A 23,487-nucleotide genomic window follows, 5' to 3' on the forward strand; every position below is an offset into this window, starting at 1 on the left:
CTTTGGGCGCGGACCTCTTCTACCGCGTGAGCGTGGACGCGAGCGGCGCCGGCTACGACCTGTCCGGTGACATCGTGTCGCTCACCGTCGAGCAGCGCGACGCCCAGCCCGACTCCATGGTCGTGACGCTCAGCGATCCCTACAAGGTGCTGAGCCACGCGGTGCAGGAGGGCATGGACGTCGAGGTCGAGCTCGGCACGAGCGACGATCACGCGCTCGTGTTCGCGGGGCGCATCTACCGGGTCGACGGCAGCTTCCCCGAGAACGGCGTCCCCACGCTCCGGGTCCAGGCGTACGACCGGAGCATGAAGATGGGGCTCAAACGTCGCAATCGCCCCTTCACCGACATGGCGCTCTCCGACATCGTGAGGAACGTCGCCGGTCTCCACGGCTTTGCCAGCGTCAACGTGGACGTGGTCGGCGACCCGCGCTTCACGGGCAACGGCATCCGGCAGCAGGACAAGACAGATCTCGACTTCCTCCTCGACCTCGCGCGGACCTACGGGTGCGTGATGTATGTCCGGCCCGGCGACTCGGGCGACACCCTCCATTTCGTCTCCCAATACACCGTGATGATGACCGAGCCCTCGGTCACCCTCCATTATGGGCGCGCCGGGGCCGCGCACCCGCTCTACAGCTTTCAATCGAGCGCGAACGTGAGCGACGTCGAGCTCCCTCGGGTGCTCTCGGGCATCGACTTCGACACGGGCCAGGCCACGAGCGTGACCACGGCGCAGGCGCTCGAGGTGCGCGAGGAAGAGGACCCGTTCTTCGACGAGAACCTCACCGCCTTCCGGACCGACCACCCCGTGAAGGCCGCGCAGCTCGAGGTCCTCATCGGGGCAGCCTCGGCCACGCAAGCCGTGCTCCGGGAGGAGCTCGGCACCTCCACGCGGCAAGGCGTCCCCACCTTCACCACCGAGGCCGAGCTCAACACCCTGGCGCAGAACCAGTTCTCGACCAGCCTGCGCGGCATGCGAGGGAGCGGCTCCTCGCCCGGGATCAAGGAGATGTTCGCCCGATCGAGCGTATCCATCCAGGACGTCGGCGGGCGCTTCTCGGGCACCTGGTACCTCTCCCAGGTGCGGCACAAGCTCGATCGAGAGGGGTACAAAACCGAGTTCGAGTGCCGACGATGAGCGACATGGGCGACACGGGTACGGCCGAGCGGCGCGAGCAGCGCTATTACGGCAAATACGCCGGGATCGTGATGGACAACGCCGCTCAGGGCGGGGGCGCGCACCGCGGCCAGATCAAGGTGCGCGTGCCGGGGATACTCGAAGAGGAGCCCGGCGGCGGCGCCGACCGCCCCATCGAGGTGGTCGCCGCGCCGAGCTTCCTCCCCGGCTTCTTCTTCATCCCCGAGGCCGAGGCGCCGGTGTGGGTCGAGTTCGTCGCGGGAGACATCAACTTTCCAATCTGGACCGGCGTCTTTTATCCAAACGACGCTCCGCCCAACGACAGCGGCGGGAGCGCCCCGGACGAGCACAAGAAGATCATCCGCACGCCCTCCGGTCAGGTGATCCACCTCGACGACACGAGCGGGAGCGAGAAGCTCGTGATCAAGGACGAGAAGAACAAGAACACCGTCACGATGGACGCGAGCGGCGTCAAGGTGGAGTGCGAGCAGAGCAGCGGGACAGGCACGATCACCATGGACTCGAACGGGGTCACCATCGAGTTCGGGCAGGCCAAGCTGACGCTCTCGCAGAGCGCCATCGAGCTCAAGGCCGGCGCCACGGTGTCCCTCAAGCTCGATGCGTCGAGCGGCGCCACGCTCGAAGGTGGACCGCTGAGCAAGGTGGCCGCGGGCCCCTCGGGGGTGACCGTCACGGACGCGACCGGCGCGGCGCAGGGGGTGGTGCTCGGGCAGATCCTCTCGTGGCTGCTCGCTCATACGCACATCGGCAACATGGGCGCTCCGACGCCGCTCAACCCGGGACAGCTCGCGCAGCTCACGGCGCAGATGTCGGCGGGGTCGGGCGTGGCGTCGAGGCCGGGCGGTTGATCGAGGAGGAGGCGAGATGGCGCTCAATATCGGTGACAGGGACGCGACCAGGGGCATGACCAAGGTGATCTTCGACGCCATGGACGCCGAGCTCCGCCCGCCGATGGAGCAGTCGCTCCGCGACACCGGATCCCCCGAGGACGAGATCCAGAAGGCGGTCATCAAGGCGCAGGCCAACTGGCGGCAGCTCAGCTTCGTCATCGCCTCGGGGCTGGTCTCGTCGCTGCGCAGGGATCCATCGCCTTCCCCCGCGGACCCGGTGTTCGGAGAGGCGTTCTCGTCCAGGGTCGAGGACGCGGTGTTCTGGGACTGGCTCAAGGGCTTCGTCGGCGTGTTCCAGAGCTGGGCGCCCACCACGGCGGACGGCGTGAGCCTCAAGAACGCGATCAACAGCTACCTCTCGGGCAAGCCCGTGCCCGAGCAGCTCCGAGGGATCCTCCAGTGAGCGACGCCATCCGCGGGCTCTCCTTCCCCTTCCGCATCACCGAGGGCGGCGGCGTCGCCGAGCAGCGCGGGACGGACAAGCTCAAAGAGAACATCGTGCAGATCCTGCTCACCGGCGCGGGGGAGCGCGTGATGCGGCGCGACTACGGCGGCGGCCTCCGCAAGCTCCTCCACGACCCGAGCAACGTCGCGCTCAAGGCCATCGTGCAGCACCAGATCGCCAAGGCGGTGAGCCGGTTCGAGCCCCGCGTCCTCGTGCAGAGCATCGAGGTCGAGGCGAGGCGCGACGGCGGCGCCGAGCAGCTCTGGGTCTCGATTTCATACGTCATCCGCCGCACGCGGCAGACACAATCGCTCAGCGTCCCCATCGGCCTCGGCGGGATCTGAGCGAGGGAGGAGCGTCCCATGAGCGACGAGCAAGGGCGAATCGACTACACCAACAAGGATTACGAGTCCCTCCGCGCGGCCCTCCTCGAGCTCGCGGCGGAGCGGCTGCCCGAGTGGACCGATCACTCGCCGAACGACATGGGCGTCGTGCTGCTCGAGCTCTTCGCGCACATGGGCGACTCCCTCTTCTACAACCAGGATCGCATCGCGGCCGAGAGCTTCCTCGCGACCGCGCGCGAGCGGAGGAGCGTCGTCAACCTGCTCCGCCTCATCGGCTACGAGCTCCGCCCCCCCACCGCCGCGTCGGCCGATCTCACCCTGCTCTTCGCGAGCAACGCGACGGGCTCCGCCACCATCCCGACGGGGGCGCAGTTCACGACGACCAAGGAGAGCACCGGCGTCGCCGTCAAGTTCCAGCTCATCAAGCCCGCTGTCACGATCGCCAGGGTCGAGGACCTCCCGCTCATGCGCGTGGACGAGCGCGGGGAGCTCGTCCCCTTCGTGGTGGGCGGCGCCCGGCCGATCGACAACACCGTGTTCAGGGCCTACGAGACCTTGCCCGTCGTCCAGGTCGATGATCCTCCGCCGCCTCCCAAGGACATCCTCGGATCGTCGGACGGCAGCGCGGGACAGCGGTTCCGGCTCGCGCTCAAGCCGCTCATCGACGAGACGCTCGTCGTGACGGTCGACGAGGGCGCGAGCGAGGCGTGGACGCGCGTGCCGAGCCTGCTCCACAGCAGCGGCAGAGACAAGCATTATGTCGTCCGGCGCGACGAGGACGACTACGCGTGGATCGAGTTCGGCAACAACACCTACGGGAAGGCGCCTCGCCGGGGCCGGAACAACATCACCGCGCGCTACCTGGTCGGCGGCGGCGAGAAGGGCAACGTGCCGCCGAGGGCGATCTCCAAGATCGTGATCACGCCCGACGTCCCGGGCCTCAAGCGGGTGATGAACGTCAAGGCGGCGAGCGGGGGCGGAGAGCACGAGGCGGCGGCAGCGGCCGCGGCGCGGGCGCCGCAGCAGTTCCGCTCGTCCGGGCGGGCCGTCACGGCGGCCGACTACGAGCTCCACGCCAAGAGCTACGGCGTCGCCAAGGTGCGCGCGTTCGCGCCGTCGTGGAACAAGGTCAACCTGGTTGTGGCGCCCGAGGGCGGCGGCGCCCCGAGCGAGACGCTCCGGCGCGATCTCGAGGCGTACTTCGATGGCAAACGGATGATCACCACGCAGATCGAGATCGTCGATCCGAAGACCCCGCTCGTCCTCATCGAGGGGGATCTGGTGGTGGAGCCGCGCTTCTCGCAGCCGCTCGTCAAGGCGCGCGTCGAGGCCGTGATGCGCGAGCTCTGGTCGTTCGCCAACGTCGACTTCGAGGACCACCTCTACATCAGCAAGATCTACGAGGCCATCGAGGGCGTCGAGGGCGTCGGGGCCATCAACATCACCCGCTTCGCCCGCGCCGACGCCCCCGCGGGCAGCCCGGCCATCCCCCCCGACGGCACGCTGCGCTTCTCGTTCAACGAGATCCCCGACGTCAAGGGGATCTCGTTGAACAGCGTCACCGGAGGGCGCCTCGATGCCTGAGCTCGACGCCCGAGCCGACGCGCGCGGCGAGCGCATCGACCTCGATCTCACGCTCGTAGGAACGGCCGAGTCCGTGCCGCACGCGCGCGTGCTGCGGCGCCGCTCCTCGACCCCCAAGTCGGCGACCGACGGGCTCGTCGTGCTCGACCTCGCCGATCTGTTCACCCAGGCTGGTGATCCTTGGCCGGAGGTGCGGCGGCAGCGCTACCTCGTGCTCAACACGCTCGCGGAGGGCGGCATGGTGCAGGCCGAGCTCGCCGCCTACGTGGGCGCGGGCGGCGCCGTGGAGCAGGTGGTGATCACCGCCTATGATCGCACGAGCGACGGAGTTCGTGTCGTCCGGATCGACCAGGTGAGCCGGGTGGTCACGACCGGCGGCGCCACGGAGATCTTTCAGCGCATCGGCGCCGCGCCCGAGACCTCGGCGGGCACCTTCACGGTCTCGAGCGGCCAGGTGGTGTGGTCGGCGGGCGCCGTGACGCTCGCTGTGGACTATGACCGCCGGGAAGATCAAGAGATCGTCTCCACCGTCCTGGAGGAGGGGGGAGCGCGCGTCCGCTTCTCCACCCGCGCGGACGGCGAGGACGTCCGCGTCACCGACTACCGAGCTTCGTTCAACCCCGACACCGGCGAGTGGACGCGAACCCTTCGAATCGCCGACGAGGAGCGCTCGTCCAAGGCCCCGCGCGGCGCGCTCGACCCTGGCCCGACGCGCTTCCCCTCGAGCGCCGCGCGAGGGCTGGAGCCGGGGACGACCTATTATTACGCCGCGTTCGCCGCGACGTCCGGGGCCTTCGCCGCGAAGCCGTTTGCGACGGCCGCGGCGACGGCCACGGCGAGCTACGGAGGCGGTGATCTCCTGTATCGCCTGCTCCCCGAGGCGCACCGCTTCTTCGACGAGCGCGAGGCCGCCCAGGCAGGCGCGGGGCAGCTCCGCCGCTTCCTCCGGATCTTCGGGGACGGCGTCGATCTCGCGCGGAGCACGGCGGAGGGGCTCCTCTCGCTCCACGACGTCATCACGGTGGACGCGGCGCACCTGCCTCGCCTGGCCGCGTGGATCGGCTGGGAGCCCGATCGGACGCTGGCCGAAGAGGTGCAGCGCACGGACATCCTCGCCGCGCCCGAGATCTTCGGCACGGTCGGGACGATCCCCAACCTCACGTCGCTGGTGAGCAGGGTCACGGGGTACGAGTGCGATGTCAAAGAGTTCGTGAACAACGTGTTCATGACCAACGCGCCCGAGGCCTCGCGCCATGTGCAGGTGTATCAAGCCGTCAACACGGGAGCGGGCTTCGGGGCGCCGGGCCCTCAGGCCAACCTGTACCCACCATCGAACGAGCCCGCGATCACCCAGGCCCGGCCGGACGCGTTCGACGGCGAGCCCTCGGCCGCGATCGGCCCGGGAGGCTCGGTGTGGCTCTTCTGGCACGCTCACCGCGCCCTCGCAGGCCGGCCGGGGCGCCGCCGCGTCTGGGCCCAGCGGCTCAAGGGCCTCGATCCCGCGCCGATCGACGTGCTCGGCGATCTGCCCGATGACCCGGGCTTCGTCGACGAGGGCCCGGCCGCGCTCTTCGACGGATCCAGGATGTGGCTCTTCTGGTCGTCCAACCGCGGCAAGACAACCGATCTGTGGGCGCGTACGTTCACCGGCGATCTGGCGACGCGGAGCGCGCCCGTGCGCCTCACGAGCCACGCCGCGCCGGACGCGCGGCCCGCCGCTGCGCGCGACACGAGCGGTCGTATCTGGGTGTTCTGGGAGTCCCGCCGCCGCGGCCCCACGGATATCTGGGCCATCAGCACGGCGGACGGGGTGACGTGGGACAAGCCGGTCCGCGTCACGTCCGGTGACGCGCGGGATCAGATGCCCGCGGCCGTGATCGATCCGGCCGGGGTCCTGCGCCTGTTCTGGAGCGCGGACAGGGGCGATCGCAGCGTGATCCTGCAGACGAAGCGGACCGGCGCGGGCTTCAGCGCGCCCGAGGAGGTCGTCTCGGCCGCCCCCGGCGTCCGCAACGAGGCGCCCGCCGCCGTGGTGTGGAACGGAAGCGTGTGGCTCCTCTGGTGCTCGAACCAGGGTGGCAGGTTCCGTATCTGGGCCAGGGTGCAGGCGGGCGGCACGGTGTGGGGGACACCGTTCCTGGCGATCGGCCGCCCCTCGAACGACAGGGACCCCGCGCCGGTCCTGGACGGCGCGGCGCTGTCGCTCTTCTTCTCGTCGCGGGAGGGCGGGGAGCGCTTCCAGTCGCGCACCGTCGATACGGCGTCTCCCGCGGGAAAGCTCGCCCTCAAGACCATGCACCGCCACGCCGATCGGATGCACTACACCTACGACACGCGGCGCGCCAAGGAGAGCTTTTATGCGCGCGACGCGGTCGGGATCTACCTTCGCGCGTCGGGCGTGCCCGACGTCGAGCAGCGCCAGGCCGTCACGCGCGCAGGGGCGTTCGTCGCGCCGTTCCGACCGCTCCAGATGAGGCTCGTGTGGATCCTGGAGCGCACCGACGGATCGATCGAGGCCGTGCAATCGGACGGTTGAGCAGGACTGTCGTCGAAAACGAGGAATCAAGCCATGGGTAACTTCTCCAAATCGCCGCTCGACGTGCTCAAGGACAACATCGACAACGGGTATGTCGGCCTCCACGTCGAGCAGGGCGTGCCCGTCCTCGATCGCGACCTGAACCTCCTCGGCGACCTCATCATGGCGCGCCTCCGGAGCGTCGTCGGCCGGTACATCGGCGACGGCGTGCCGGACGCGGCGACGACGTTCAACATCGCCCCGGTGAGCCCCGCGGCGGCGGACGACTTCATGATCAGCGCAGGGGGAGCGGGCGTGTTCCTGGCGGGCGGCATGGAGATGTCCATCAGCGCCTCGATCCGCTACAAGGCCCAGCCCGGCGGCGTGCCCGCGCTGAGCACCTCGGGGCCCAGGACGGACACCATTTATCTGGACACGTTCACCGACGAGGTGGGGGCCGATCCGGTGATCAAGCTCGACAACCCGGACGACGTGGGGATGCGGACCTCGGTCCGGCGCAAGCCCAACTGGGTCGTGCGCGTGGCCGAGGGGGTGGACGTGACCACCAGCCCGCCGGGCGCGCTGCCCGCGGCGCCGTTCGGGCACACGTATACGCCGCTCGCGCTCCTCACGCGGCCCGCGGGCGGGGCCGCCATCACGGCGGCCATGCTCAAGGACCTCCGGCGAAAGAACATGTCGTTCGCGCTGCTCGAGCAGCGCATCCAGACGCTGGAGCGCCTCCTCGGGCCCTTCATCACCAGCTTCACTCCGCAGACCGTGAGGCCCGCGCAGACGAGCCCGATCACCATCACCGGGCGTAATTTCCAGGTGGGCACCCCCCAGGTGCTGCTGGGAGACACCCCGGCCATCGTCGATCTGGCGGCCTCGACGGACACGAGCCTCGTCGTGAGGCCGCCGCTCGGCACCCGCCCTGGCACGTGGCCCCTCAAGGTGCGCAACGACGTCGGCGAGGCCACCGCGCTGCAGAGCATCACGGTGCTCGCGTTGAGCGCACCCTCCTTCGCGGCGGCCGGGACCCAGATCACGCCCAAGCAGCAGCGCGTCGGGAACGCCATCACCATCAACGGACTCAACCTCTCGCTCGTCAACAAGATCACGTTCAACGCGGCGGCGCCGGTGGTCGCGCAGCCGAGCGACGTCCTCGGCCAGAACAACAGCCAGATCCAGGTCAGGATCCCCGATACGGTCGTGCCCAACCTCACGGCCATCAACGTCACGCTCGCGATCGAGGGGGCCATCCTCGCCGACGGATCGCCGGTGTCGCTCGCCACCACGGTGGACACGGTGCAGGTGCAGCCTGCGAGCGCGCCGTTCTTCAACGGCTTCACGGGCGCGGGCAGCCAGATCTCGCCGACCAGCCAGAGGATCAACAGCAACGTGACGCTCAAAGGTCAAAACTTCGGGTCGGGCTCGCCCAAACCCACGGTCACGTTCAACGCACCCACGCCGGTCTCGGCAGCACCCGGGGACATCACGGTCACCGCGCCCGACGGGGCCGGTCAGCAGACCATCTCGGTCAGGGTGCCTGTGGGGCTCCCGACCGGCGCGGGCGTCACGGTCACGGTCACGGTCGCCGGCTGGTCGGCCACCTCCACCGAGGTGCTCACCGTCCTGCCGGCCGTTTGACGCGCTGGCGTCGGGGCTTCGTCGATCACGATACTCATCTCGCCGATTATCCAAGGGAGGACTCATGGCTCATCAAGTGTATCCGAACGCGGCGCCGCTCTCCGTGGCGGCCGGCGCCACGGTGACGCAAAGCTTCAGCGCTGTCGCGGCCGGCGGCGTGGCGCCCAACAGCGGCATCTCTGCCATGTTCGTTCACTTCGTCGTCATCGGCGGGGGCGCGACGGCCACGGTCGGGCTCAGCGTCGTCACCGGCGCGGGGACGGGAGCGACCACGACGCTCGTCCTCGATGGTGGTCTCCAGAGCGTGGTCACCGCGGGAGGGGCCGAGATCGCGAGCGTCGAGTACCTGTCCACGGGCGTCGCCAACGTCTTTCGGATCGACTTCTACCCTTCGGGCGCGACCAACGATCTCCCTGGGACGACCTGGAACCTCACCTTCACGCGGGCCGTGGCCGCCGCGCCGCCCAGTCAGAGGTACACGTGGGTCGTGGCCGATGACGTGAACGAGTCGCAGCAACCGTGGATCCATGCGCCGGACGCTCCGGTGGACGTGGGCACGGCGCTCATGAAGGACCTCCTCACCGGGCAGTCGTACGACGTCTCGGCCACCGTCGACAACTGGGGGACGAAGGAGCTCACGGTCAGCACGCTGGTCATGACGACGCAGGGGGATTACACGCTCAAGACCAAGACGAGCCCCATCGCGCCCGGCGCCTCGGGCGTCTTCACCTTCACGTTCAAGTCGCCGCCCGAGGCCGGCGCTCACCCCGGCGCCTTCACCCTCGCGCACGACGACCCGACGCCCGGCCACGACGCGGTGGTCGATTTCACGGCGAGCACCGGATCCATCGAGGTGGTCCTGCTGCTCGACGCCTCGGGCAGCATGAGCTGGAGGCCGAACGGCACCACGGCGACGAACCCCGACCAGTCTCGCTGGTATCAGCTCGCGCAGGCGTCCGGGAACTTCCTTCATACGTTGTCCCACTTCGCGAGCACCCAGGGCCAGTTCGCGGTCGTGCTCTTCCCCAAGATCACCGGCGGTCCTCCGGGGGTGCTCGTCCCCAGGACCAAGATCCCTGCCAACCCCAGCTCGGCGATCGCGGCCATCAACGGGGTGACGCCCTCGGGCGGCACGCCGATGGGCGAAGGCGTCGACCAGGCCGCCGGCTCTCCCGGCGTGCCCAACAGCCATGGGCTGTTCAGCGGCGCCGAGGTCGATGTCGCTCACAACCACCGCTGGCTGGTGCTCATGTCCGACGGGTATCACAACCAGGGCAATGCCCCGTCGGAGCAGGCGAGTTACTACGTGGACGAGAAGAAGGTCCGCGCGATCACCGTGGCGTACGGCGATGAGGGCGAGGTCGATCACGGCCGCCTCCAGCGCATCGCCCAGGCCGGCCAGGGCGCCGCGGCGGCTCCCGTCTTCCTCGACGCGGGTCCGAACGACCTCGGCACCGGGCTCATCGGCCAGTTCAACGTCGCGATCAAAGAGGGCCTGGCGCTCGGCTCCATCATCGACCCCGAGGGCGAGCTCACGAACGCCAAGCCGCAGTCGGTTCACCCGTTCGAGGTGACCGCGCACGACCGGAAGGTGTCCGTCACCGTCCACTGGCTCCGCCCGGACAAACGCGTCGAGGTCGAGCTCATCTCCCCGCTCGGCGAGGTGATCACGGTCCAGGCGCAGCCGGACGGCGTGCGCAGGGTCCGGAGCGAGCTCTACATCTCGTATTTCCTCGACGAGGACGGCCTCCTCAACACCAAAGATCCGGCCAAGCCTCGTCATGGCACCTGGCGGATCGTGGTCCGCCGCGGCATGAGCGACGACAAGGTGCCCTTCCGGTATGCGTATCAAGTCCTCACCGACTCGGGGCTCGGCTTCGCGCTCACGACGACGCCCGGCGCGCATGTCACGGGGGATTCCATCGACGTCCGAGGGAGGCTCGCGATCGACGGGCTCCCCATCGACGACGCGGCGGTGGTGGTGGTGCTCGAGTCGCCCGTCGACTCGATCCTCAACTGGATCGCTCGCAACCACGTTCCGGCCGACCTGATGAAGAAGGCGGCGTCGGAGATCCGGGAGCGGCGGGAGAAGGACTTCACGGCGATGTTCGTGAAGCTCTGGGCGCTCCGGGAAATGGGGCTCGTATTCAACGACGCCACGGTGAAGCAGAAGGTGCCGATGGTGTACGACCCGACCGACCAGGTGTACAGGGCGACCATCCCGGACACCAAGATCCAAGGCACCTATGCCGCGTACGCGATCGCCAGGGGCGACGACCCCGCGGGCAACCCGTACCGCCGCGAGCGGCGTCTGGAGGTGGGCGTCTCCCCCGTCCCCGATCGCGCGTCGTCGCCGATCGACTTCGATTACTCGATCGTCGACGGTGATATGAACGTGAATATCCGGTTCTGGCCTCAGGACCGCTTTGGCAACGTGATCCTGATCGATCCCTCGTTCGACGACCGGATCGTCGTCAGGGCGTGGGGCGGCAAGGTGGGCCAGCTCCGGATGCACCCCGACATCGACGGCAGCTACGTCGTGCAGATCCAGTACCCGATCAAGAGCCCGCCGCACGTGGACATCGAGGTGCTCGGCGTCTCGCTCCTCCACGGCTTCCAGCTCCTTGTCCTCAACGACCTTGTCTTCGCCGACCAGGTGAGCAAGCTGCGCCTCGGCGCCGAGGCCGCCCCCGGCGCCAATCGACACACCGACGGTGACGCGGTGCTCGGCGATCCCACGCCGAAGCCGCGGGATGTGTTCGTGTCGCTCGGCGCGTACGGCGAACTCGCGGTCGCGGCGCCAGCGATGGCGGGCCCGGCCCGCGCGGTGACGGTGTTCGTCCAGCCCGAGGAGGTCCTGCAATCCTATCGCGTCGAGGTGTTGCCCGCGGCGGCGCGCTCGCCGATCGATCTGTTCTCGGCGGTCAAGGCCGGTGTGCTCAAGGCCCTTCGCCAGAAGTGGATCCCGCTCGGCGACTCGCCCGGCGTCACGCGCACCTTCAGCCTCGTCCGGGTGGCGCCCAACGGGGTGAGCGCGGTCCGCGTCGTTGACACGAGCGGCAAGACGCGGGGGCGCGATCGATTGCCCAGCGCGAGCCCGGGCGTGAGCCTCCGCGGCATCGGCTTCCGCTGAGGTCGAATCTTCAACCCTCCTCCAGCATCACCGCGCAGGGCCCGAGCTCCGCTGGCACGAAGCTCGTGCCCGCGCCTCGGGCTGGACAGCCTGAAGGCGCCGAAGCGGCTCGGCTGATCCCTCGATTCATTCCCGGCGGGCGAGACGGCGGCGAGCCACCGCCGCCGTCACTTCTTCGTCAGCGCGTTGTAGCTGGTGATGAGGTTGCGATAGTCGGGGATGTGGTTCGAGAACAGCGTCGCCAATCCCTCGATGTCGTTGCGCCAATCGCGGTGCAGCTCGCAGGCGACGCCGAACCACGTCATGAGCTGCGCGCCGGCTTGGGACATGCGATCCCAGGCGGAGTGCCGGGTGATCTCGTTGAACGTCCCGGACGCGTCCGTGACGACGAAGACCTGAAAACCCTCCTCGATCGCCGACAGCGCGGGAAAGGCCACGCAGACTTCGGTCACGACGCCCGCGATGATGAGCTGCTGTTTGCCCGTGGCCTTGACGGCTTTGACGAAGTCCTCGTTGTCCCACGCGTTGATGTTGCCGGGGCGCGCGATGTACGGCGCGTCCGGGAACTGCTCTTTCAGCTCCGGCATGAGCGGGCCGTTGGGGCCGGACTCGAAGCTGGTCGTGAGGATCGTCGGCAGCTTGAAGTACTTCGCGAGATCGGAGAGCGCGAGCACGTTGTTCTTGAACGTGTCCGGCTGGATGTCGCGCACGAGCGACAAAAGTCCCGCCTGATGATCGACCAGCAACACGGCGGCGTTGTTCTTGTCGAGTCGAACGTACGGCTTGGTCATGGGCTGTCTCCTCTTCTATCGTCGTGGGTGATGCGTCTGTGTGGCTCGACGCCCGAGCATGCAAGTCGTTCAATCGTCCAGATGGCCGAACTTGCCGCTCGCGAAGTCGGCGAACGCCTGCTGGATTTCTTGCGCGCTGTTCATGACGAACGGGCCGTACTGGACGATGGGCTCGTCGATCGGCTCGCCGCTCAGGACGAGCAGGTGGGCCTCCGATTCGGCTTCGATGAACAAGCGCTCGCCGGCGTTCTCGAGCACCGCGAGGTCGTGCGCCGCGGCATGCGTTCCGTTGATCGCGATGTCGCCTTTCATGACGAGCAGGCCCAGGTTATGGCGCGCCGGGAAGGTGAACTCGACCCTGCCTCGCGCGTTCAGGCGGACGTCGAAGACATCGATCTTCGTGAACGTCTGCGCGGGGCCCTTCTCGCCTTGGTATTCTCCTGCGATGACCCGCACGGAGCCCGCATTCTCGGGGAGAGCCACGATGCCCATCCGATCGCCGGTGATGCTTTGATACCGAGGCGGCGACATCTTGTGCGCCTTCGGCAGATTCACCCATAGCTGCGCCATCTGGAACGGGCCGCCGCGGCGCGCGTAGCTCTCTTCGTGAACCTCCTTGTGAAGGATTCCGGACGCCGCCGTCATCCATTGCACGTCGCCCGGACCGATCACGCCGCCGCCGCCCGCGCTGTCGTGGTGCGCGACGCTCCCTTGCCAGGCGAGCGTGACCGTCTCGAAGCCTCGGTGGGGATGCACGCCGACGCCCCGCGGCCTCGCCGTCGGCGAGTACTCGTACGTCGGGTGATAATCCAGCAACAGAAACGGGTTCAGCTTTCGCGCAGCCTCCGGAATCGCCGAAAAGAACCCCGCGACCCGGAAGCCGTTGCCCACCCAGTGCAGGCCTGGAGCCCGGTAGATCCCCTCGATCTTTCGGAGCTCGGTCCGCGCTGCTCGGGTGGCGCTCGTCCGCGTCTGCATCGTATTCGTGGTGGTCATGGCTGCGTTCTCCTGACACGAGGAGGAATAGACATGCCGAGTTCGTAGAACAATACGCAACAGTGGGAAGAACTGTTCCAATTTTTGGAACAGTCCTGTCACATGCCGGCGGCCACGCTCGGCGTGGCGGATAACACGAGGCGCTGGCGGAGCAGGTCGAGGAACGCTACCACCTTCGGCGAGAGGTGCCGTGTGCTCGGATAGAGCGCGAACACGGGCACTTCGGGCGCCGACCAGGACGCGAGCACCGGCACGAGCCGCCCCGCGGCGAGGTCTTCCGCGCACAGGTACTCCGGCAAGAGCGCTACGCCGAAACCCGCGCGAGCGACCGAGCGAAGCATCTCGTAGTCGTTGACGACGAGCCGCGGGTGAACCGTGATCTCGGCGATCCTGGGCCCCGACCTGAGCTCCCAGGAGCTTCCCTCCGGTGCGAACACGATGCACGGGTGGTCCGCGAGCTCGGCAATGTCGTTCGGCTCGCCAAGCGCCCTTTTGACCTCGGGCGCAGCGACCAGACGGCGCCGCACGGCTCCGAGACGCCGGGCGACGAGGCTCGTGTCCGGCGTGGTGCCGGCCCGCAGCGCGAGGTCGAAGCGCTCCTCGACGACGTCGACCCTGCGATCGGTGCAAACCAGGTCGACCTGGACATCTGGGAAAAGACGCAGGTATTCGGCGAAGATCGGTCCGAGAACGGAGAACGCGAGCGGGGCCGTCACCCGCAAGAGCCCCCGGGGCGTCGACTGGAGCTGCGAGACCGCGAGCTCTGCCTCCTCGAGCGCGGCGACGATGCGAACGCAGTGCTCGTAGTAGACGCGACCGACGTCCGTGAGGCTCAAGGTTCGCGTGGTCCGCTGGAGCAGCCGCGCGCCGACGCGCGACTCGAGATCGGAGATCTTCCGGCTCACGGTCGACTTCGGCATCCCGACGGCGGTCGCCGCCGCCGTGAAGCTGCCTCCCTGAACAACCCTCGTGAAGAGGACGATTTCGTCGAGAGCGACGTTGGGTAGGCGAGGATCCATGGATGGTACAATCTACGCAAAATGCGCGGATTGTTCCAAGCGATCGCGACCTCTTTCGATCCGCCTGCGCAAAGTCGCGCCCCGCTGGTTCGGGCGCAACCACGCACGCGCTCGAGCGCGCCGGGGCTCCGGCCAGCGACGCAGCGGTGTCAGATCGAGTCCCGAGCTGCAACGCCCGAGCTGCAACCGAGGAAGAGCAGCGCCAGGAGGCTCACACACCGACGCGCTCGACGCGCACCCGCACCTCGGCGGCCGTCAGCGCCGCATCGCGGCCCGCCGCCCCTGCGCCGAGCTCCACCGAGCCGCCCGCGATCTCCGCGATGAGGAGCGGCCCCGTCGCCTTCACGATGCGGCGGGCCTGGTCCAGCACGCGCGCCCTCTCGTCCTCCGTCGCGCCGGCGAGGACACCGCTGAGGATGACCCCGCAGGCGCGGTTCGCCGGCAGCGCGGAGAGCCCGGCGACGGTCGCCACGCGGGCCGCGAGGCCGCACACCTGCGCCACGTCGCGCGCGAGGAGCTCGGCCGCCTCGCCGACCACGACGACGCCGCCGTAGAGCCCGCGCAAGGCGGGGGCGGCGACCGCCCTCACGCCGCGGACGAGCCGCGCGCGCGCCTCGACCGCGTCGGGCGAGCAGTCCGGCAGGCGCTCCGCCGCCGGCGCGTCCGGGGCAGCAGCCATGACGGCCGGGGGCAGCGCCGCCCGGATCGCGGCGAGCCGCGCCCGCCACCACCGCGCGCCATGGGCGATCTCCCGGGCGCGGCGGTCGCGCTCGTCTCGCCCTCGATGGACGTGGACGTGGAACGCCTCGGATACGGGCTTTTGCGGCTGGCGCAGGGCGCGCACGCTCGTGAGCAGGCGTATGTCGATGAGGTCCGCGCGCCGCACGCCCTCCAGCAGATCGACGAAGGCTCCCTTCTCGGCGCCACCGCCGATGAACCACTCGTCGAAGCCGCCGAGCGCATCGACCAGGCCTCGCCAGACGATGGGCATCCCGTCGCGCACATCGGAGAGCGGCTCGGAGCCCGGGGTGCCGGGGCGGAGCCGATCCCCCTGGGCGCCGGGCGCGCCGTCGTCGAGCGGCGTGCCCGAGAGGAGCGGAGCGAGCCCCTCGACGGCGCCCGAGGCCGCCCACGCGGCCGAGCGCTCGATCCACGCGGCCGGCGGCAATGCGACGCGGGCCAGCGCCGGCGTGAGCACGGCCGGCACGCCGCGCGCGAGCGCCGCGTCGTGCTCCGAGAGCGCGTGCTCGACCGCCTCGGGCGAGAGCAGGACATCGGCGTCCAGGAACCAGATCAAGGGCGCGCGGGCGGCGCGAACGCCCGCGTTCCTGGCATGGCTGCAGTGCGGGAACTGCCCCCGCGGGCGCGGGCTGTCGACGATCTCGACCCGGAAGGGGTGAGAGCCCGGCTCCGCCGCGGCGCGGATCGCGCCGCCTGGATCGCCGCCGTCGCACACCACCACGACCTCGAAGGACGACGGGGCGGCGGTCTGCGCGCGCAGCGCGGCCACGGCGCGCCGCAGGAGGGGCGCGGTCGAGGGTTGGCACGGGATCACGAGGGCGATGCGCGGGGGAGCGGCGCTCCTCGCGTGAGCCTCTGCAGCGGAGCCGGGCGCGCCGGCCGCAGAGCCGGCCGCGCCGCGCGCAGAGCCGGCCGCGTCGCGCGCGGCGCCGCATCCGACGGCCGCATCGCCCGCGGACGCGCCTCTGTCGCCCGCTCCCGCCGCAGGGCCGGCCCTCAGCGCCGGCCGCTCGCCGAGCACCTCCCACAAGCTGGCGAGGCACCGCTCGCGCTCGCTCAGGTACGCGTCCCGCGCCGCTTCCTGGATGCGCCGGAGATCCGCCTCCGTGAACGCCATGCAGCGCTCGACCGCATCGCGCACGTCCTCCGGAGCCACCGCGTGCGTGCGCACAAGGCCCTGCGCGCCGTGCGGCGCGGCCGGCATGCGCAGCGCGCAGCCGTCGGTCTCGCTCATCGCCTCGGTGTCGGGCACGAGGACCGCGGCGCCGACCGACAGGCCCTCGTGGAGCGCGTGGCCCCAGCCCTCGTAACGAGACGGACAGAGGTGGAATCGAGACGCGTTCTGGTAGAAGCGAAGCCGCCGCTCGTCGACGCGCCCCGCGAACTCGACGTTTCGCGGCCTGAGCGGCCAGCCGAGCGAGGACACGACCGTCAGCGGATACGGGATGCGGTGGCGCTCCCAGGCCAGAAGCACCGAGTCCGTGCCCTTCGCGTCGGAGCCGCCAGGGACGTGCAGGAAGCGCCGCGCCCGAGGCACGGCCGGGTCCCAGCGGTCCTCCGAGAAGAAGCCGAGGTGGCGGGCCCGCGGCGTGAGCGGGGCGAAATGCGACAGCGCGTCCCGGGTCTTGCACAGGACGAGCTCGAAATCGTCGAGCGCGGACCGGGCCTCCGGCCGCCACCACTCGGCGTTCGGGATCAGCCAGCGGCGCGGCGCGCCCTCGGCGAGGCGCGGCTCGTAGACCTCGAGGAAGATGACGAGATCGGCGCCCCCCACGCGTTCGGAACGCTGGAAGTGAACGCCGGTGACCCGGTGACCCCAGCTCTCCAGGAGGCTGCCGAGAAGGCGGTAGTCGCGCTCGAGCCCCTTGCCGTTGTCGATGTTGGTGACGATGTGGATCTGCATCGGAAGCATCCCGTCGAATTTTTCGGGAAGATTCACAGGGAGGCGGGGAGGCGGGGAGAAGGAGAGAGGGGGAATAAAATCCCATCAATCTCCCCGTCTCCCCGCCTCCCTGTTCAATTCTCTGTCAAATGAAGGGATTTGTCATGATCCGCATCTCAGCCCGATCCAGCCGCGGCGCCGCGAGCGTCCTCCACAAGGCCGTGGTCACACCCAGCCCCTCAGCCCCGCGTGGTGCTCGCCGAGGATGCCGAGCATCTGGCGCATGCGGTGCACATACGTGAAGCTCGTTTTGACGCGCGCGTGACCGGCGCGCCGGATCGCCTCGCGCTCGTCGTCGTGCTTCACGTAATAGTCGATGAGGCGCCGCAAGGCCGCGAAATCGCCGAACGGATAGAAGACCACGTGCTCGCGATCCCGGAACTCCTCCTCCAGGCCGAAGATGTAGGGGTGGATCATGAAGCCTCCCCGGCCGAGCGTCTCGTAGATGCGATCGGACCAGTAATGCGGGTGATCGAAGCCGACACACAGGCTGTCGCCCACGACGACCTTCGCCGAGGCGTACAGGCGGTTGAGGGCGTCGCCGCGCACGCAGCTCTCCGGCGAGCCGTGCTTCACGAAGCGGCGGCCGTACGTCTCCGACAGGAAATCCACGAGGCGCCTCCGATAAGGCCACTCCGGATGATAATCGTACGAGCCCACGAAGCAGACGTCGGCCGCGACGCCGGGGTCGACGTCCGCGAGATAACACTCGGCGCCGTACACGCCGGGCTTCAGGTAATGGTGGCGTATCCCCTGCGCCCGGAAGAACGCCTCGCTCCCGCCGTCGGGCGTGAACACGTGCTGCGTGCGCCAGAACGGGTCGAGCCGGAGATCGCGGCCGCGCGAGAGGCCGGCGTACAGGTCGAGGTGGTACGAGGCCGTCGGGATGGGCAGCTGCGTGATCCAGCGCAGCGCGTCGCCGCGCAGGCCCCAGGTGCGGGTGTAGAGCAGCAGATCGACGTCGCGCGCCATGCCGTCGAGCTCCTGCAGGGTGAAGGCGTTCTCCTGGGCCTGGACGACCTCGACGCCGAGCTCTCGCAGGCTCTCGCCGACGTGGTTCTCTGTCGAGAACGACGGGCCGAAATTGCCGATGTACAGGATGCGGCGGCGCATGGGCGAGGGGGCCACGACGGCAGCGCCCGTCAGGGCGGCGGGTCCAGCGGCCACGTGACCACGAGCGCGCGCGCGTCGGGCGTGCGCGCCTTCGAGAGCACCGCGAGCGTCACGGTGCGATCCGTGACCAGCACGCACGGCGCGGAGAAGGTCGCTGGATCGGCGCCGCCGGCGTCCACGGGGAGCACGCGGAACGCGGCGCCCGGGGCCGGCCGGTGCGCGACGAGCAGGTGGGCGGCGGAGGTCGCGACGATCACGAGCCCGCCGCCCGCGCGGTCGGCGTCGAGCTCGAAGACGCGGCGGTCGCCGAACGGCGCGTCCTCGGCGCCGGCAGGGCCGTACGCCGCATCGCGGGCCGAGACGCGCACCGTGCCGGGCAGCGCGCCGCCGCGCGAGGCGCCGGGGGCGACGCGCTTGCACACCGCGGTGGGGCCCGGCGACCCGGCGAGGACCACGACGTCGATGCACTCGCCGAGCGGGCGCTCCGTCGAGGCACCGCCGGCCGCCGCGGGCTCCAGCACGACCGCCGTCGCGTTGTCGACAACGGCGGACACGGCGCCCGAAGCGCCGGGGGAGGGCGCGGGGAGCGAGCCGGCGGCCGCGCCGCGCACGAACCGAGGCCCGCTGAAGCTCGCGAACGGCCGGTGCGCCGTGAGCGAGGTGCGGAGACCGGAGGCGCCGTCGAGCCGGACGAGCGCGTTCACCGCGCCGCCCGCGACCTCCACCACGAACGACAGCGCGCCGCCGTCCGCCGCCGCGGCGTCCCAGCGGGGCAGCGCGGGCAAGAGCTGCGGGATCGTGGCGACGGCGCCCGACGGACCGCGGCCCGCGAGCGGCAAGGCCCAGATGTCCGTGCGGTGCGGCGGGGCCGCGCTGTGCGTCGACGACGCGAGCAGCACGGGCGCCCCGTCGAGCGCGACGAGGCGCAAGGTGTCCGCGAGCGGGGCGTCGGGCAGCGCGGCGGGAGAGAGCGCGAGGGGCGGAGGGGGCGTTTCGTTCATGGGCGCAGATCCGGGGGCGGGGCGGCACGCGGCGGCGGCGAGACAGACGAGGAGCGCGGGCGCGGGAGGCCCGCGCCGCGGCCTCCAGGGGGTGTTGGTCGAGCGAGGCGAGGGCATGCCGGTCGACCTCCGCGCTGCGCTAGCGCGACAGACGGGTTGAAGCCGCATGAGAACAGCAAGAAATTGAACCGCCAAGGCGCCGAGGACGCCAAGATTTTATTGTCTTCTTGGCGTCCTCGGCGCCTTGGCGGTTCATTCCCCTGGTTTCCAAGCTGGTCGGTGCTCTAGATGCGGGCGTTCGTGCGCATGTTCCACAGCTGCACGAGGGCCTGCGGGTTCGACGATTTCGGGTAGCCGGCGAGCGCGGCCGCGAACAGCCCGTCGATCGCGCCGGTCTCCCACGTGGCCGCGTCGGCGAACGGCCCGCCGCCATACGAGGGGTCGTAGAGCTGTCCGCCGTGCACGACGATGAAATGGTTGAAGAACGCGGGCGGGGGCTCGGGGTTCCGCTGGCCGGGGATCCCCGGCAGGTTGACCACGTCGGTCCACATGCGGTGGGTCCACGGGGCGGGCTGCGTCGCCGCGTTCCACTGCCAGTTCTTCACGAGGAACCCTTGAGATCCCGAGGTCCACGCCGCCACCGTGACGACGACCACCACCTTGTCGGCGCTGGTGATGCCGTGGACCTTGAGCATGTCGATGAAGAACTCGGCCCACGAGCCGCACTGCCCGCTGCCGTCGGCGCTCGCGAGGAGCAGGCGGGTGTTCGTGCAGGTGGTCGTGTTCGGGTTCCAGTACGTGAGGCCAACGCCGTCGCGCTTGCGCGTGAGCGCCCGCGTGGCGAAGGGCGCGAAGCTCTGGGACACGACGCGCCCCTCGGTCGTCTCGCCCTGGGCCGCGCGGCACGAGATGTCCACGAGCGTCCAGTGAACCGTGCCGGCCGGCGCGCCGAGCACCGCGTACACGAGGTGCGTCGTCGTGCCGGCGCCGACCCAGCCGGTGCCGGCGGCGTTCGCCTCCCACGCGATCGTCAGCGGATCGTAGCAGGCGACGACGTCCGGCAGCGGCGCGCTGCTCGTCATCGTGGGCGTGGAGACGTCGACCGACCCGGGCGAGACGCTGACCGTGCACGTCCACTCGAGCGTGGCGCCGCCGGCCATGGCGCGGCCGCGCAGCTGCACGGACTCGGTCCCGGTGGGCGGCCGGAGCACGCGCAGCACCACGGCGAGCGGGACACGCGCGCCGCGGACGTAGCAGACCGGCGACTGATCCGTTGCCTGCCGGGTGCTCAGCCACTCGGGGGAGGCGAAGTTCCCGAGAGAGTCCCGCTCCACCGCGTGGTTCGCCGCGAAGTCGACCTGGATCACGCCGACCAGCGCATGGACGATGTCGGGCGCCTTCGGCGACGGCTGCACCGGCGGCGGCACCTCGAGCGGCCTGCGCGCCTCCGAGGCGCGCGGCGGCGGGCCGCGGAAGGCGAGGATGCACCCCGTCCGGAGCAGCTCGGCGACGCGCTCGCGGAGCAGGTCGAGCTCGCGCGCCGCGTCGAGCGACACGATGCCGGCGCCCGCGGCGCACAGCTCGCTCAGGAGATCGACGCGCTCGCGGTCCGGCTCCTCCGAAGGGAACCACGCGGGCACCTCGAGGGCGGCCAGGTGAGGCTCGATCGGCTCCGCGCCCTGGGGCAGGACCGCGCCGGCTGCGCGGACGAAGCCGACGTCTCCGTACGCATCGACGACCTGCCAGACGTTGCCCATGAATCCGCGCGATCCGCTGTCCGCTGTTCCCCCGGCGCCCGATCTGACTAGGCCCGCCCTCGCCGTGCGTCAACCGTTCGTCAAGCAGCGCGCCGGCATGTCGACGGCATGTCGACAGCGTCGACGCGCGTGAATGTGCCCACCCGGCCGACGAGCGATGGTAGGCTCGACGGCTCGGGCTCCCGGACGGGCGAGGGCGAGGCGACCGATGGCTGACGGTGCGATCGAGTTTGATTTCGCTGTGGAAGGCGCGACCGATCCGTGGCGCGTCGCGCGGATCGAGGGGCACGAGGGCATATCGCGGCTGTTCCACTTCCGCGTGACGCTCGCGTCGACGGACGCCGCGCTGGCGTTCGACGGGCTGGTCGGGCAAACGTGCCTGCTCACCATCCGGAACGACGCGTCGACTCGGTACATCCACGGCATCGTCGCGCGCTTCGAGCAGCACGAGGAGGGGCGCTCGGTCACCACGTACCTGGCGACGGTCGTCCCGCGGGCGTGGCGCCTGCAGCACCGGCACGACTACCGGATCTTCCAGGAGGCGACGGCGCCGGAGATCATCGACAAGGTGCTCCGCGCGGCGGGCCTGTCCTCCGACGATTTCCGCATCTCGACGGCGATGACCCACGATCGGCGGGAGTACAGCGTGCAGTACGCCGAGACGGACTGGGCGTTCATCAGCCGGCTGATGGAAGAGACAGGCATGTTCTGCTTCTTCGAGCACAAGGCCGACAACCACGTGCTCGTCTTCGGCGACGCGCCGTTCGTCCACGAGCCCATCGACGGATCGAGCGTCGTGCCGTACCGGGCCGCCGGCGGGGCGCTCACCTCGCAGGAGGCCGTCTCCCGCTTCTCGATGGCCGAGGAGGTCCGGCCCGGCAAGGTCACCGTCCGCGACTACAACTTCCAGAAGCCCAGCCTGAGCCTGGAGGGGGAGGCGGAGGCCGACCGCGACACCGACCTCGAGGTGTACGTGTATGCGACCGAGCACGATCTGCCCGAGGAGGGCGCCCAGCTCGCGAAGCTCCGGCTCGAGCAGCTCCAGCTCGTGCGCCGCACCGCGGAGGGGCAGGGGAGCGTGCTCCGGTTCATGCCCGGGGCCACCTTCACGCTCGAGGACCACGGCCGCGAGAGCTTCAACCGCGGATACCTGATCACGCGCGTCGACCATTTCGGCTCGCGGGCCGTCGGGGGGGAGTCGCAGGATACCGTCGTCGGGTACTCCAATCGATTCCAGTGCATCCCGGACGACGTGCCCTACCGCACGCCCGTGCAGACGCCCAAGCCGACCCCCCGCGGCATCCAGACGGCGATCGTCGTGGGCCCGGCGGGCGAGGAGATCCACACGGACATCTATGGCCGGGTGAAGGTGCAGTTCCACTGGGACCGGAAGGGGCGCCGCAACGAGCACAGCTCGTGCTGGATGCGCGTGAGCCAGATCTGGGCGGGCGCCGCGTGGGGCTCGATGTACATCCCGCGCATCGGCCACGAGGTCGTCATCGACTTCCTCGAGGGCGACCCGGATCGCCCGCTGATCGTCGGGCGCGTCTACCACGGCGCGAACGTGCCGCCCTACGCGCTGCCGGCCGAGAAGACGAAGAGCACCATCAAGTCGGACACATCGCCGGGCGGCGGCGGCTCGAACGAGCTCAGGTTCGAGGACAGGAAAGGCGCGGAGGAGATCTACCTGCACGCGCAGAAGGACTGGAACATCGAGGTCGAGAACGACAAGACCCAGTCCGTCGGCCACGACGAGCGCCTGACCGTTGGCCACGACCGGAAGAAGCGCATCGACAACAGCCAGTGGGAGTCGATCGGCGCCTTCAAGACCACGGAGGTCGGCGAGGATCACAACGAGAAGATCGGCGCGAACCGCACGCTCGGCGTCGTCGAGAGCGAGAGCGTGGACATCGGCGAGGACGCGAGCCTGAAGATCGGGCAGGGCCGGAAGACCGATGTCGGGAAGGACGACATCGAGTCGGTGGGCGGCAAGCGCGAGCTCTCGGTGGGCGGCGAGGAGACCGTCAAGGTGGGTGATCGCGCGACGCTGGAGATCGGCTCGAAGCGCAACACCACCGTCGGCGCCGACGACTCGCTGTCGGTCGGCGGCACCGAGACCCGGAACATCGACGTGGACGCGACCGAGTCCGTCGGCGGGAAGAAGACCGTCAAGGTCGGCGAGAAGTTCACGCTGGAGTGCGGGAGCGGCAAGATCATCGTCGACAGCTCCGGCAAGATCACCGTCGAGGGGTCGGACATCACCGTGAAGGGCTCGGGCACCGTCAAGGTGGAGGGCGCCAAGGTCGAGGTGAAGAGCGACGGTGACGTGAGCGTCAAGGCGGGCTCGAACATCAAGCTCTCGGGGAGCGGGGTCGACATCAACTGAGCGGCGTCGCGCAGGATCGGAGC

16 protein-coding genes are annotated in these 23,487 nt (G+C 69.8%); 9 read left to right on the plus strand and 7 right to left on the minus strand.

Features of this window, described 5'->3' with window-relative positions:
- Positions 1 to 2: 2 nt before the first annotated feature.
- The 8 genes from WMF29_RS44100 to WMF29_RS44135 all read left to right on the plus strand — a co-directional run bounded on the left by WMF29_RS44100 (position 3) and on the right by WMF29_RS44135 (position 11,718).
- On the plus strand, positions 3 to 1,139 hold the full coding sequence (locus WMF29_RS44100) for a phage late control D family protein (protein ID WP_437326030.1): 1,137 nt from the start codon (positions 3 to 5) through the stop codon (positions 1,137 to 1,139).
- Positions 1,136 to 2,008, plus strand: coding sequence for a phage baseplate assembly protein V (locus tag WMF29_RS44105; protein ID WP_437326031.1), 873 nt, complete (start codon positions 1,136 to 1,138; stop codon positions 2,006 to 2,008). The genes WMF29_RS44100 and WMF29_RS44105 overlap by 4 nt, the downstream gene beginning before the upstream one ends.
- 16 nt (positions 2,009 to 2,024) lie before the next feature.
- Positions 2,025 to 2,453: a hypothetical protein gene (locus WMF29_RS44110; protein ID WP_437326032.1), complete on the plus strand. Its 429-nt coding sequence runs from the start codon at positions 2,025 to 2,027 to the stop codon at positions 2,451 to 2,453.
- Complete coding sequence (locus WMF29_RS44115) at positions 2,450 to 2,839, plus strand: GPW/gp25 family protein (RefSeq protein WP_272095983.1); 390 nt, start codon at positions 2,450 to 2,452, stop codon at positions 2,837 to 2,839. Before WMF29_RS44110 ends, WMF29_RS44115 begins: the two co-directional genes overlap by 4 nt.
- 18 nt (positions 2,840 to 2,857) lie before the next feature.
- The gene (locus tag WMF29_RS44120; protein WP_437326033.1) at positions 2,858 to 4,423 is read left to right on the plus strand and encodes a baseplate J/gp47 family protein; all 1,566 of its coding nucleotides are present in this window, start codon (positions 2,858 to 2,860) and stop codon (positions 4,421 to 4,423) included.
- Complete coding sequence (locus WMF29_RS44125; RefSeq protein WP_437326034.1) at positions 4,416 to 6,959, plus strand: hypothetical protein; 2,544 nt, start codon at positions 4,416 to 4,418, stop codon at positions 6,957 to 6,959. Before WMF29_RS44120 ends, WMF29_RS44125 begins: the two co-directional genes overlap by 8 nt.
- 33 nt (positions 6,960 to 6,992) lie before the next feature.
- Positions 6,993 to 8,585 carry an IPT/TIG domain-containing protein gene (locus WMF29_RS44130; RefSeq protein ID WP_437326035.1) on the plus strand — a complete coding sequence of 531 codons (1,593 nt, stop codon included), beginning with the start codon at positions 6,993 to 6,995 and terminating at the stop codon, positions 8,583 to 8,585.
- Between the two features lie 64 nt (positions 8,586 to 8,649).
- Positions 8,650 to 11,718: a VWA domain-containing protein gene (locus WMF29_RS44135; protein WP_437326036.1), complete on the plus strand. Its 3,069-nt coding sequence runs from the start codon at positions 8,650 to 8,652 to the stop codon at positions 11,716 to 11,718.
- Between the two features lie 167 nt (positions 11,719 to 11,885).
- On the opposite strand, the gene ycaC is transcribed toward WMF29_RS44135, so the two are convergent.
- From ycaC to WMF29_RS44170, 7 genes are all read right to left on the minus strand, one after another.
- Positions 11,886 to 12,509: an isochorismate family cysteine hydrolase YcaC gene (ycaC, locus tag WMF29_RS44140; RefSeq protein WP_437296142.1), complete on the minus strand. Its 624-nt coding sequence runs from the start codon at positions 12,507 to 12,509 to the stop codon at positions 11,886 to 11,888.
- A gap of 69 nt (positions 12,510 to 12,578) precedes the next feature.
- On the minus strand, positions 12,579 to 13,505 hold the full coding sequence (locus WMF29_RS44145) for a pirin family protein (RefSeq protein WP_437331235.1): 927 nt from the start codon (positions 13,503 to 13,505) through the stop codon (positions 12,579 to 12,581).
- Between the two features lie 98 nt (positions 13,506 to 13,603).
- Entirely contained in the window at positions 13,604 to 14,524 is a 921-nt protein-coding gene (locus tag WMF29_RS44150) for a LysR family transcriptional regulator (RefSeq protein WP_437326037.1), read from the minus strand.
- 211 nt (positions 14,525 to 14,735) lie between these two features.
- Positions 14,736 to 17,168 (minus strand): glycosyltransferase, encoded by a 2,433-nt coding sequence (locus WMF29_RS44155; protein ID WP_437326038.1) that lies wholly within the window; start codon positions 17,166 to 17,168, stop codon positions 14,736 to 14,738.
- A gap of 204 nt (positions 17,169 to 17,372) precedes the next feature.
- Entirely contained in the window at positions 17,373 to 18,374 is a 1,002-nt protein-coding gene (locus WMF29_RS44160) for a glycosyltransferase family protein (RefSeq protein WP_437326039.1), read from the minus strand.
- Positions 18,350 to 19,321: a hypothetical protein gene (locus tag WMF29_RS44165; RefSeq protein ID WP_437326040.1), complete on the minus strand. Its 972-nt coding sequence runs from the start codon at positions 19,319 to 19,321 to the stop codon at positions 18,350 to 18,352. Before WMF29_RS44165 ends, WMF29_RS44160 begins: the two co-directional genes overlap by 25 nt.
- A gap of 284 nt (positions 19,322 to 19,605) precedes the next feature.
- Positions 19,606 to 21,078 carry a hypothetical protein gene (locus WMF29_RS44170; protein ID WP_437326041.1) on the minus strand — a complete coding sequence of 491 codons (1,473 nt, stop codon included), beginning with the start codon at positions 21,076 to 21,078 and terminating at the stop codon, positions 19,606 to 19,608.
- 208 nt (positions 21,079 to 21,286) lie between these two features.
- Between WMF29_RS44170 and WMF29_RS44175 the strand changes: the two genes are divergently transcribed.
- Positions 21,287 to 23,464: a type VI secretion system Vgr family protein gene (locus WMF29_RS44175; RefSeq protein WP_437326042.1), complete on the plus strand. Its 2,178-nt coding sequence runs from the start codon at positions 21,287 to 21,289 to the stop codon at positions 23,462 to 23,464.
- The last annotated feature ends 23 nt before the right edge of the window (positions 23,465 to 23,487 follow it).

It is taken from the genome of Sorangium sp. So ce381, assembly GCF_051473845.1.
GTDB lineage: Bacteria > Myxococcota_A > Polyangia > Polyangiales > Polyangiaceae > Sorangium > Sorangium atrum.